This is a genomic window from Acidobacteriota bacterium (genome assembly GCA_012729555.1).
Taxonomy (GTDB): Bacteria; Acidobacteriota; UBA6911; order UBA6911; family UBA6911; genus UBA6911.
The window spans coordinates 33,424-45,731 of sequence record JAAYCX010000044.1 but is presented as its reverse complement, the minus strand read 5'-3'; the positions used below and the strand labels follow the sequence as shown (position 1 = coordinate 45,731).

General features: G+C 63.9%; 10 protein-coding genes. 2 read left to right on the top strand and 8 right to left on the bottom strand.

Annotation, left to right across the window (positions count from 1 at the left end):
* Nucleotides 1-10: 10 nt before the first annotated feature.
* The 6 genes from GXY47_09145 to GXY47_09120 all read right to left on the bottom strand — a co-directional run bounded on the left by GXY47_09145 (nt 11) and on the right by GXY47_09120 (nt 7,249).
* Nucleotides 11-2,365 carry a xanthine dehydrogenase family protein molybdopterin-binding subunit gene (locus GXY47_09145; protein NLV31309.1) on the bottom strand — a complete coding sequence of 785 codons (2,355 nt, stop codon included), beginning with the start codon at nt 2,363-2,365 and terminating at the stop codon, nt 11-13.
* A 97-nt stretch (nt 2,366-2,462) separates the two neighbouring features.
* Entirely contained in the window at nt 2,463-3,524 is a 1,062-nt protein-coding gene (locus GXY47_09140) for a hypothetical protein (protein NLV31308.1), read from the bottom strand.
* A gap of 443 nt (nt 3,525-3,967) precedes the next feature.
* On the bottom strand, nt 3,968-4,747 hold the full coding sequence (locus GXY47_09135; GenBank protein ID NLV31307.1) for a nucleotidyl transferase AbiEii/AbiGii toxin family protein: 780 nt from the start codon (nt 4,745-4,747) through the stop codon (nt 3,968-3,970).
* Nucleotides 4,725-5,468, bottom strand: a complete 744-nt coding sequence (locus GXY47_09130) for a hypothetical protein (protein ID NLV31306.1) — start codon at nt 5,466-5,468, stop codon at nt 4,725-4,727. The genes GXY47_09135 and GXY47_09130 overlap by 23 nt, the downstream gene beginning before the upstream one ends.
* Before the next feature lie 231 nt (nt 5,469-5,699).
* Nucleotides 5,700-6,230: a DUF2284 domain-containing protein gene (locus tag GXY47_09125; protein ID NLV31305.1), complete on the bottom strand. Its 531-nt coding sequence runs from the start codon at nt 6,228-6,230 to the stop codon at nt 5,700-5,702.
* Between the two features lie 11 nt (nt 6,231-6,241).
* Nucleotides 6,242-7,249: a uroporphyrinogen decarboxylase gene (locus tag GXY47_09120; protein NLV31304.1), complete on the bottom strand. Its 1,008-nt coding sequence runs from the start codon at nt 7,247-7,249 to the stop codon at nt 6,242-6,244.
* 190 nt (nt 7,250-7,439) lie between these two features.
* Here GXY47_09120 and GXY47_09115 point away from each other — a divergent pair, with 190 nt between their 5' ends.
* Complete coding sequence (locus GXY47_09115) at nt 7,440-8,222, top strand: arylamine N-acetyltransferase (protein NLV31303.1); 783 nt, start codon at nt 7,440-7,442, stop codon at nt 8,220-8,222.
* Between the two features lie 32 nt (nt 8,223-8,254).
* Nucleotides 8,255-9,322: a hypothetical protein gene (locus GXY47_09110; protein NLV31302.1), complete on the top strand. Its 1,068-nt coding sequence runs from the start codon at nt 8,255-8,257 to the stop codon at nt 9,320-9,322.
* Here the strand turns inward: GXY47_09110 and GXY47_09105 are convergent.
* Both GXY47_09105 and GXY47_09100 read right to left on the bottom strand, forming a co-directional pair.
* On the bottom strand, nt 9,317-11,122 hold the full coding sequence (locus GXY47_09105; protein NLV31301.1) for a DUF4445 domain-containing protein: 1,806 nt from the start codon (nt 11,120-11,122) through the stop codon (nt 9,317-9,319). The genes GXY47_09110 and GXY47_09105 overlap by 6 nt on opposite strands.
* An 81-nt stretch (nt 11,123-11,203) precedes the next feature.
* Nucleotides 11,204-12,205: a hypothetical protein gene (locus GXY47_09100; protein ID NLV31300.1), complete on the bottom strand. Its 1,002-nt coding sequence runs from the start codon at nt 12,203-12,205 to the stop codon at nt 11,204-11,206.
* Between the last annotated feature and the right edge of the window lie 103 nt (nt 12,206-12,308).

The following is a 12,308-nucleotide window of genomic DNA, read 5'->3' as shown; positions in this document are numbered from 1 at the left end:
AGGCGGGTCATCAGATCTTGCCCAGCGCCTTGAGCACCCGGTCGGGCGTGGCCGGCGGGTCCACCCATTTGCCGATCGCGTTGTAGATGGCGCAAATGATCATGTGGGTGTTGGCCATGGAGTGACTGATGCCGTTGGCGCCGTAGGTCCCGTTCCCCGCCCGCGTCTCCACCAGGTCGGTTTCGAGCTTCGGCACGTCCAGCATCCCCGGTTTCTTGTACTCGATCATGTCGGTGTTGAGCTTCACGCCGGTGCTCTTGTCGTAGTAGTAGTCCTCGAACATCTGGCATCCCTGGCTGAAGAACGCCACCTGGTCGAGCTGGCTTTCGAGCGAAACCCGTCGGATGACCTTGCCCGAATCCACCGCGGCCCCGTAGCGCAGGATCTCCACCTGCCCGGTTTCGGTATCCACCGCCACTTCGCAATAGAGCGTGTTCAGGGTGTCGTACCTGGTGGGCCAGAGCGGGTCGGGCGGATGCCCGGCGAAGGTCGCGTAGACGTTGGACGCGAGACTCCTGAGCGGCACCCCGGCGCCCGGGTCCGACTTGAGTACGATCTTTCCGCCCACGATATCCAGATCTTCGGGCTTTTTCCCCTTCAACGGGTTGGGAGGCAGCTTGCGCGGCGGGCCGCCGAACCCGCCGGCGGCCGGCTTGTCCGCTTCCGCGATGGCCGCCTCGAAGACGCGGCGCCGGAAGATGTGGCAGCATTCCTTCATCACCCAGCCGGTGGCCACGAGGCCGTCGGCCCCGCCGCTGATCGACACGAACACCGCGTCGGGATCGTAGTCGATGTGGATGTCCGTGGCTTCGAGCCCGAGCTCTTCGGCCGCGATCATGGCCACGCCTTCGACCGAAAACACCCCGGCGTGGGGGCCCTGGATCGGCATGCGCACCACGCCGTTACGAAGCTCGAGCACGGCGTGAAAATCGCTCCCCATCGCGTGCCGGGGGCACATCTGGTAGCGGAAACCGGCCCCGTGCATCCGCCCGTCGGGCAGCCGCCTGGCCCCGTTCTTGTGCCAGTTCCAGTTCATCATCTTCTTTCCCGCCTCGATGCAGGCATCGAAGCTGGGAACCGGCCTGTGGTCGTTCTGGCCGTCGGGTCCGTGCAGGTTGAGCCTGGCGACGTCGATCGGGTCCTTGCCGAGTTTCTCGGCGATCATGTGGATGGCCATGGTCACCGAGTCCCAGTTGAAGGGGCAGAACTGCGAACTGAACGGCATCAAGCCGCGGTTGCTGTCGACCACCTCCATCCGCTGACGGATGTTCAGGCACTTGGTCCCGATGTAGGGGCCGTACCCCTGGTCGCCGATCGTCCCGAAAAAGGAATTGCCCGTGGTGCCGCCGTCGGTGACGGAGAAATCGTCAAACGCCGTGATCAGGCCGTCTTTGGTGAAACCGACCTTCATGTGAATGAAACGCTGCTGGATCATGAAGTCGAAGGTGTCGCGGCGGGTGTTGGCGCAGCGCACGGGCCTGCCGGTCCTCTTGGCAAGGAGCGGGGTGATCTGCTGGGACCGGCGGATGGTCCAGTCGCAGTACTTCCCCCCCTGGAACAGCCCTTCCTGCACGGTCTTTTCCGGGGGCAGCCCATACAATTGCCCGATCGCGTTCTTGCCGCCGCTCGCGTGCCAGACGGCGCCTTCGATGTGGATATTGTCTCTCCCCCGGTAGGGGTCGTCGAACCACCAGGCCACCGATCCGTGGGGGTTGGGGGAAGCGGAGGCGTAGGCGGGCATATTCAGGTCGTACTCGATGATGTAATCGGCCTCGCCGAACCCTTTTTCCACATCCCCCTGGATCTGGTTCGAATAGGCCACGTTCCCCTGTTTCGGCGGATTGTCGCCGCCCCCCCCTCCGAACGGGTTGACGACGCCCCCCCGGTCCTGGGGACGGATGACGGGGGCATCGGCCTCCCTTCCCGCCTTGATATCGACGATATGGGGCAGGATTTCCCAATCCACCTCGAGCGCTTTCAGGGCTTCGTCGCAGATATCCCCGTTTTCCGCGACGACGATGAAGCCCACCTCCACGTTCTCTTCCTCGGCGACATCGGAAATGAAGGGCTGGGGCGGACCGCCGATGCCGCCGCGGGCGAGCTTTTTCAGATCCTCGTCCTTCCAGGTGACGATGTCCACCACTCCGGGAACCGCCCTGGCCTTTTCCAGGTTGTACCCCTTGATGCGCGCATGCGCGTGCGGGCTGCGCAGGAATTTGGCCTCGAGCATATCGGGAACGACATAGTCGATCCCGAATCTGGCGAGGCCCGAAGCGACGGCCCATGACAGCTTGCCCGGGAGGTCCGTTTTCCCGACCACCCTGAAATCTTCCCTCTGTCCGTTGATTCCCGTCAGATCCGCCATGGTTTCAGCTCCCTTCTCTTATGAAAAACGCCCGCCGTGGGCACTGTCCATTGTAACCGCTCCCGGTCCCCCTTCTGAAGCGGAATACCTGCGATTGCTAGACCAATAGGTCGATCAGGGGTTGGAAACCGGACGGCTCGAGTCCCGCCGAAAGGACGTCCATAGTTCGAGCCGCGGTAAACGGTTCCGGTTCCACCCTGGAATCCACCAGCACCAGGGTTCCCCCGAGGCGCGGCCTGAGGATGTTCAACCGATTTTGAATCCGCCCGAGATTTTCCGGGTCCGCGAGATCCTGCTCCGTCACGCATTCGATACTGAGATCCGGACCGTGAATCGTCCTTTGATGGAGATCCGCGAAGACGGGTATCTCCTTCAAATCCTTGACGACGGAGAGAAAGAGCATCCTGTGGCCCAGCACGGACGAGGAGTCCCCGTTGCGATGGCGCAACAGCCTCTGGGTGGGCATTTCCACCGGGACACGGTACGCGTTCACCTCTCCGGCCAGGGGCGTCTTGAAGGCCACGTGACGGCCCAGTTTCTTCGAATGAAACAGGAATTCCGGGATGCGCCTGGCCGGGTGATGGAACTGGCGCCCGAAGACGATCTCCCGCATCTCCGTCATCAGCGGCCTGCCGTCCCCGTCGAGGGCGACTCCCCATATCCCGTCCGGTTCCAGCAGTACGATCATGGCCAGCGCGGCCCAGGCTTCGTACCCGAGCCGGAACATCGCCGCGGCGCCGGCGGCAAGATCGCCCGCCGCCAGGCGCGCGAAATCCTCCCCGGAAACCCTGCCCTGAAGCAGCTCGAACAGGCGGCCGTGGATCAGGCGCATCAGGCCTTCCCCGGGCCTGCGCAGAAAGCTGGACAGATCCTGCGCCAACCCCACTTCGAGCCCCAAGGCTTCGGACAACCGTCGCTCGGCCTCGAGGAATCGGTGCGAAAGGGCCCGGACCTCCGAATACAGGGAGGGGTCCCACGATTCCACCACGGCCCGCCGGATCGCGTCGAACCGCTGGTAGAAGCCGGCGCGCCACTCCCCGGGGATGCACACCTCGCCCGGACCGATCCCGATTTCCGGGTGGGCCTCGATGTAGCCCCTCAGACCGCGAACCTCCCCTTCCCAGCGGGGCTCTCCCCCCGCATCGCGCCCTCTGCCCAAAGTATTACCTCTTCCCCAGGAAACGTGATCTGCCCAACCGATGCCGGCTTCGCCAGGTTTCCGGCGCGTATGCGCATAGACCGCTCACGGCACCGGCGTGGCGTTGTGGACACAAACTGCATGATGGGAATGCCGCAATGACGACGAACCGACGTTGTATCAACGCGTTCAGGTAAAGCCGGAGGAAACATGCAGGGCGATCGCTTTCATGACTGGAAGACATCATGCTACAAACTCAGGGAATAAAACAAGCCATTTGCCTCGGGCGGGGAGGCTGGAAAGTCGTTAGTGCAGTTCCTGCAACTACTTGACAATGGATTGGAGGGAGGCCTCGAGGATATCCTGAAGGCGTTCTTCCCGGTCCCCAGGCGACACGGATGCACTCCTCCAGGACCCGTTCCCGAATCCGCGGCTTGAGACTGCCGGGCATCCCCGGATCGACGCTATATACCTCCCGCTCGGCCCCCAATCGAAAAACATCCTATCGCCGCCATGGCGGCCAGGATCTCCTTTTCAGAGACATCCCTGGAATAGACTATCTGGTCCGATCTCCCGTCCTTCTCCTGCCGCGCTATTTTCCAATTCCTCAGCATCGATCCATGCGAGACCGGTTTCCGGATTTCCTTCCGGCGAACAAGGTCGAGGACCTCGCCGATATTCATCGCAAAGCCGTCGAGGATCATGGCGATATCGTAGAAATCGCGATACCTGGCCCGGCCACTTGCGGCTCGGATCTTCTCCGCAAGGATTTCTCGCAGATCCATGACGCGTACGGCCGCCTGAACTCCATAATGATTCCGGTATTCCTTCTCGCAGGCGGGCAACACGACATTTTGGGTGACATCGACTTCAATCTTCAGTGAATTGGGCTGCCCCAACGGGCCGGCGTATTTCAACCGGTTGATCTTGACTGTATGGTCCGAAACATTGTGCTCTTTGAGTTCCAGGAAATCATGGGCAACGAGGACTTCTTCGAGTTCTTCCAGGGTGACCGGAATAAGGGCGGTGAAATCCAGGTCCTCGGAAAAGCGCAATTGAGGAAGATAGGTGTGGTAAAGGGCGGTCCCGCCCTTGAACACCAGCTTCGCCTTGAGCCCGGATTCGTAAAGAATCTTTACGACCAGCGCGAGCACGTAATCCTTCTCGGCCGCGTCGAGCGGGTATTGAAGGCCGCCGCGATTGATGATTTGAAGTTGCGCCTTACTCAATAACTCCAGGGTCATAGTACAACCGCCATCGCGAGTTGAAGGTTTTGGCGCCGGGATGCATTTTGGTGAATCCCTTTCGATTGTCGCTCGCCGCTTGATACAGGGCGTCGCTCGAAACACCCACGGCATCCAGCAGGAATCCCAGATTGCGTTGGACCGTGATGCTGTATGCCATCGCGTATTTCGTCATCCGGGCAAAATCGAATTTGTCCCGATATTCCCTGAGCTTTTCGACAACCAGACTGACGGTCGCGGCGTTCCGCCTTAAAAACAGATAATCCAGGATCACTTTTTCGATCTCACCGATGTTCACGATCTTTCCGTCCACCCGCTGCCCGGAAAAGCCGAAGAAAAGATCTTCCTCCACTTTCAGAAACCGGAACTCGGTGGACTGGAACCGGTAGCTCCGAGGTCTGGCGGTTGTGACGGAGTCCACGGTTTTTGTGAGCTGATCGAACATGCCGTGCCAATTCAACGCGTTGGCGAACGAGACGTAAGAACGGCGGTTGAGCGCTTGGGAGATCACCAGGTTGGATACGTTCCCCATGCCTCGGGCGGTCATATCCGTGACGATCTGGTACAGACCTCGCCGAATCCGGACGAGCCATCCGGCCTTCGCCAGCAGAGAGATGCGCCGATTCCGGTCGCTTTTGCGCGAGTATGCGCTTTGGAATATTTCGTCCAGCTGGCTGGTATCGGCTATCTGCCCGTGCTTCACGACCACCTGCTCGAGCAATTGGCTGTCCTTTCGGGACAATGACGTATTTTTTGATACCATATAATATCATTTTATTGATACTGCATGGTTTGTCAACATACTATTTGTATTTCAATTATGATGATAATATCGCTATATTGCCATTATTTAGTATCGGAACATACATAATTCTCCCGGCCGGCTCTTTGAATATGTCTGGTCGAACAGTTTGTCTTCGCGGACGCCGCGATATTGGCCAGGGGCGAACGGCTACCGGAGCAGAAAACAGGCGGTGTAGGTGATGGTCCCCTTGCCGTGGTAGTAGGGGATGCCGCTCGAGCGGCAGGCGTCGGCGACCAGGATTCCGTACGCCTCCATGGGGGGGCTCGCCCCGAACGGGTCGCGGCAGGGGGCGTCGGGGTAGGTGCAGCTGTCGCAGCGGGAGCAGCTCCCGGTCCCCATGGGCAGCATCCCGGGGAACTCCCGCCGCAGTTCGGCGGTCAGGCGGCGGAAGGTCTCCGCGTGGCGCTCGGCCGCGGCCATCATCCCCTCGCCGTCGAACTCGTCCTCCAGCCGCCCGACCGTCTGGACGATCAGCCCCTTCGAATAGCGGCGGAGGCGGGCGGCGCACTCCTCGAGCGTGCCGCACCCGGGGGGGCAGGACCAGCTGGTGCCGTAACGCCGGCAGCTGTTCGCGCGGCAGGCATCCCGGACTTCGGGCCGCGCGACGAGGAGGGCGCAGTCGAGCTCGCCCGCCTCGTCGAAACCGGCTTCCAGAGCCTTTCGGACCCATCTCTCCATGGCGCGGACCGCTACGCCCCCGCCGCCCCGGACGGGAACATCTCCGCCGAGGCGTTGTCGATCTCCTCCATAACGGCCTCGTAGACGCCGGGGTAGATGCTGGCGGGGTCCCCCATCGTGGTGCAGGGGATGTAGTACTTGGTGCCGTACTCCCGGCAGGCGCGGAAGGTCTCCTCGTGGATCAGCTCGCGCGTCCAGTCCTCGCGGTCGACCTTGCCGTTGTCGATGCCGCCCATGAGGGTCAGCTTCCCGCCGTGCTCGGCGAGGATCTTCGGGATGTTGTTGGTCGACATCGCCCCCTGCCAGACGTCCATCCCCATCTCCACCATGTAGGGGACGAGGTTTTCCCCGTAGGAGTCGGAGTGGTGGACGATGCACTCGACGCCGTGGGCCTTGTAATAGCCGTAGATCCGCTTGTAGCAGGGGAGGAGGAACTCCTCGAACATGGCGGGGGAGATGAAGGAGGATTTCTGGCTCCCCCAGTCGTCGTGATGGAACAGGGCGTCCGGCCGGATGCGCCGGCAGATATCCTCGGCCAGCCGGAGCTCGAACTCGGTGATCATGTCGTAGATCTCGTGCAGCTCGTCGGGGTTGGTGTAGAAGGCGGTCAGGCAGTTGGTGATCTCCAGGAGGTAATGGCTCTGTTCGAACACCCCGGGGGCGACGAAGGGGGCCACGAAATACTCGCTGCGGTCGATCGCCTCGACCTGCCGGATCGTCTCCTCCCAGGCCTCCTCGGGCATGACGGGATCGGGGACCGTGACGCAGTCGCGCCAGTGTTCGATGTCCTTGATGACGATATGCTCCGCGTCGTGCACCGGGAAGGGCCCGGGCGCGTTGGCCGGGAAGCAGGTAGTCACGCCCCATCGGTTCTTCAGGGGAGGGGCGCCCTTGACGGGGCGCACGTTGCTCAGGGCGAAGGGCGTCATCACCAGCGCGAGCGCCTCGTAGCCCTTGACGAAGCGGTCAGGGCGACCGCCCTTCATGGTCTCCACCATATTCTGTCTTTTCGTGAGCATCCGATTCTCCCCCTCGATAAGGTACCGTTGATCCCCGAAAGGCCATCCGCCGGACACCGGAGCCTGTCCCGGTTCCGGTGGCATCACTGTAAGGAAAAACGGCGGAAAAGAGTACCCCTTTTTCCAAAAAAATGAGACGGCGTCTCTGGTATGGTAATGATGTGGATTTGGACGGGTAAGGAGTATCTGGATGAGCGACGCGCTTTTAGACCTCGACGCCTATTTCGAACGGGTGCAATACCGCGGAGGCACGGATGCCGGGGAGGACACCCTCCGGGAGCTCCACCTCGCCCACACCCTCGGCGTACCCTTCGAAAACCTGGACGTGTTCTACGGCAGACCCGTCCTGCTGGACGAGGCCTCCCTTTTCAGGAAACTGGTGGGGGAGCGGCGGGGGGGGTACTGCTTCGAGATGAACGGCCTCTTTTCCCTCGTCCTGCGGAAGATGGGGTTCCGGGTCAGGGACCTGCTGGCGCGGGTGATCCTCGACGACGGACGATGCACGACCCGGACCCACCAGGTGATCCTGGTGGAGGCGGGGGGCCGGCGGTACCTGGCGGACGTGGGCTTCGGCAACGACGGCATCCTCGCCCCGCTGCTTCTGGAGGAGCGGACGGAACAGCGGCAGTTCTCGCACACCTACCGCCTCACGAACCATACCCCCCTTGGCCACCTGCTCCAGAAGAGGGAGGGGGACCGATTCCACCCGCTCTACGCCTTCACCCTCGAGGAATGCCTCCCGGACGATTTCCTGATGGCGAACCATTTCACCGCCACCTTCCCCGGCTCCTTTTTCCTGACGATGCGCATGTGCACCCGGCCTACCCGGGACGGGAGGGTCACGCTCACCGACGGCCGCTTCAAGGTCGTGAAGGGCGGCGAGGTTATCGAAAAAACGCTCGCGGATGAATCGGAATTCAACGCCCTGGCGCGGGAGCATTTCGGCCTGGACCCGGAGCGGATCCGGCGGTAGCGGCGGTCCCGCGCCCTTCGGAGGAAACAGAGATGGACTTCAGGAGAATCCTGATGGACGCGGTCGGCGGGGAAGCCCCGGCCCGCCCCCTGTTCATGCCCGACCTGGGCTTGTGGTTCGCCTGGCACAGCCGCCGGGGGACGCTGCCGGAAGGGTGCGGGGAGACCGCGGCCGAAGCGGCCGCCGCCCTGAACTGCCCGGCGTGGACCGTCCGGTCCCCCTGGCGGCTCGAATTCGAGGGGGTCGAGGTGACGCGCGAAAAGTCCGCGACCGAGCGGGTCGTCCGCTACCGCACGCGCTCAGGGGTTCTGACCGAAAAATGGGCCCTGGGTCCCGACGGCGACTGGTGGCAGAAGGAATACCCGGTCAAGGACGAGGAGGACCTGGACGCGGCGGAGGAGATCGTCGCGGCGATGCGGTACCGGCTGGAACCGTCCGCAGCGCCCGGGGCCGCGGATCCCGGGGGGGTCGACGTCATCGGGGTCCCCAGGACCCCCTACTCCGACCTGCTCCACACCCTGCTGGGATGGAGCGACGGGCTGATGCTGATGATGACGGAGGAGGAGCGGCTCACGGCGCTGCTCGGGGTCATGGAGGAGAAAAGGAACGGACTGGTCCGGGAGCTGGCTTCCGGCTTCCCCGCTTCCCTCTTCTGGGCGCCGGACAACCTCGACGGGCAATTCGTCACCCCGGCCGCCTTCGCCAGGCACCTCCGGGCCAGTTACCTCGACACCGGCGAACTGCTGCGCCAAAGCGGCGGTCGGCTGTGGGTGCATATCGGGGGGATGTGCCGGCACCTGCTTGGACCCATGGCCGATTCCGGCGTCGACGGAGTGGCGGGGGTGGCGGGACCGCCCCAGAGCGACGCGACCCTTGCCGAGGCGAGGCAGGCGACGGGCCCGGGCATGATCCTGTGGGGCGGCATCCCCCAGGACTACGTCATGCCGATGGTGGACCGCTCGCTGCTGCGGGAGTCGATCGCCGGGGCCCGGGAGTTCGCACGGGGCGACGGCCGGACGATCGTGGGGGTGGCGGATCATGTCCCGGTCGATGCGGAATGGGACCGCCTCAGGGAGATCGCCGACGCCCTGAATTCATGAAACGGCTGCGCCCATCGGGGTGGCCGCGGCGAATTTCTCGTTGAAATCGGGGATGCGGGCCAGTTCGAGATACCCGTCCGCCCCCGCGATCTCCAGCGCCTCCCGGCGCTTCTCGCGCGAAACCAGCGCCAGGCGCGCCCCGGTCCCCGCCGCGTTCCCCACCTGCTCGAAACGGCCGAGGGGGAGCGCCGGGAGCATGCCGATGGCGATGGCGCTCTCCACGTCGATGTAGGTGCCGAACGCCCCGGCGATGATCACCCGGTCGATTTCCCCCTCCTCGATCCCCGCGTCCTCCACCAGCGCCTGGATGCCGAGGCGGATGGCGGTCTTGGCCGCTTGCAGCGCCCGGACGTCCTTCTGGGATACGGTGACGGCCTCCTGTCCCGGACGCTCGGCCAGGACGAATTCCCGCACACCGCCGCGCCGGCGCACGAGCGGATGGTCCAGCATCCGGCCCGTGGAGTCGATCACGCCGCCCTGGAGCATCTGCGCGACGGCGTCGAGCAGGCCCGAGCCGCAGATGCCGACCGGGGTGCCCCCCCCGATCGTCTGGATTTCGGGGAGACCCCCGTCGAGGCGCACGTGCTCGATCGCCCCCGCCGCCGCCCGCATGCCGAACCGGATCTGGGCGCCTTCGAACGCCGGCCCCGAGGCGCACGACACGCTCTTCATCCTGCCGCCCCGATTCAGGCAGATTTCGGTGTTGGTGCCGATGTCGATGGCCAGCGTCACCCCCTCCCTCCGGTTCACCCCGGTAGCCAGCAGCATCGCCACGTGATCCGCGCCCACATAGCCCGCGATGTTCGGCAGCATGTGGACCCAGGCTCCCGGTGCCGTTTTCAGGCCGATTTCCCGGGCCTTGAGGTCCTCGGCGCCGCCGATGCCCGGCACGTAAGGGACCAGGCCCAGCTGCCGCACCGGCAGGCGCAGAAAGAGGTGGTGTACGGCGGTATTGGCGACCAGGACCACGTCGACGATGCGGGCCGGATCGGCGCCGATCTCCGCGCACAGGGAGGCGACGCTGCCGTTGAGGGCGTCGACGAGCAGGGCCTGCATTTTCGCGGCGTTTTCCGCGGATTCGCCCGCGTGATGGATGCGGGAGATGATATCCTCGCCGTAGGATATCTGCGGATTCATCAGCCCCGCGGAGGCGGCGACGACGCCGCTCTGCATGTCCACCAGGTAGACCGCGATCTTGGTCGTGCCGATATCGACGGCCAGGCCGATCCAGCGGGTCGCCGGGGCGTCGACGGCGATGACCTCCCCTTCCCGCACCACGACGCTCGCCTCGAACCCCAGTTCGCGCAGCCGGGTGGAAAGCACCTGCTGCACGGCGAGATCGATGGTTCCCGGGGCCAGGCCGTGGTCGCGCCGGAGGAGGTCCCACAGGTTCCGGTCGTCCGGCACCGGGCGTCCCAGCGAGGGAGGGGCCAGCCGGACATCGAAGGCGCGTGCCAGGGGGTCCGGCCGGACCAGCACCTCGAGCCCCTCCACCTGCGTGCGCTGGGGGGCCGACAGCGACTCCGGCGGCACGTGCACCCGGACGTCACCCAGGGGGTAGGTCATGCAGGCGAGGCGGTGCCCCTGGCCGAGTTCCTCCTTCGCGAAGGCGTCCCGGTCCTCTTCCGTCGGGTCCGAAACGGCCCCGGCGACGACCTGGACCCGGCAGCGCCGGCACACCCCGACCCCGCCGCAAAGGCCGACCAGGTCCACGTCGAGCAGCCGCGCGCACTCCAGGAGCGATGTCCCCTCGGGACAGGTGCCGCGCCTCCCCACCGGCATGAATTCGACTTTAGCCAAGGAATCCCCCCTTGCACGCCGGGGCCCGGAGTCCCGAAAGCCCCCCCGGGCCGGCCGGCCCGGGGAAGGCCTGGTTACGGCTTAGGCCTGCTGCTTTTTGAGCCACTCCGCGCCGTAGCGGTTGCATTCATCGATGACGACCGGGGTCACCCACTCGTTGATGCACTCGAGGCTCCCGATGCAGGGGAGGAACGCCCCGCCGGCGGCGTAGGTGTCGATGGCCCTGCGGACCTCGCCGCGGATCTCGTCCTCGGTCGCGTCCGCCCGGTCGATCACCCCCTGGTCGATGCCTCCCAGCATCAGCATCTTCCCCTGGGTGTTCTCCCGGATCGCGAGGAGGTCGTTGGAGGGGAGGGCCCCCTGCCACATATCGATCCCCAGGTCGACCATGTCCTTCTCGATCCCCTGGATATAGCAGTCGGAATGATGCTGGACCAGCACCCCGCGCTTCTTGACGTAGTCGTACAGGCGCTGGTAGTGAGGCTTCAGCAGATCGCGGAACTTCTGCGGGGAGAAGAAGAGGGAGGTCTTGGAGCCCCAGTCGTCATGGCTGTGCAGGATGTCGGGCTCGAGGATGTCGATGAGCTGCTCGAAGACCTGGAGCTTCCAGTCGGCGTACGCGTCGAAGAACTCGTACATCGACTCGGGCTCCTCGTACATGTTGACGAGCACCTCTTCGAACGGCATCAGGCAGTGGGCGCGCTCGAACAGGCCGCGGAAGCTGGGGACCATGACCAGGGTGGTTTCCCTGTCGATCCCTTCAATCGTCTTCTTGGCGTCGCTCCAGTCCAGGTCCGGGATGGCGGGGAACTTGACGTAGTCGCGCCATTTGGTGACGTCCTTGATGACCTTGTTCTGGTCGTTGACGATCGGGATCCACCCGGGGTCGCCGGGGAGGAAACGAAGGGTCCCGCCCCAGTTGTCAATGGCCGCCTCCCCCGTGAACTGGAGGATGTCCCATATGGATATGGGGTCCATGACGCAGTGGAACTTGATCTTCGGAAAAGCCTCGAACCCGTACCCCATCCATTTTATGGGCTTCTCATTCCGCAAGGCGGATAGGAACATCTCTTTTAGATTCATGATCGAAAGTCTCCTGATTCATCGGTGTTGGTATTGGGAATCCCTGAAATCATGGCCGCCGCGGCCTCATGCCCGTCATCAACCGGGGCGCCGTCCCGACGCC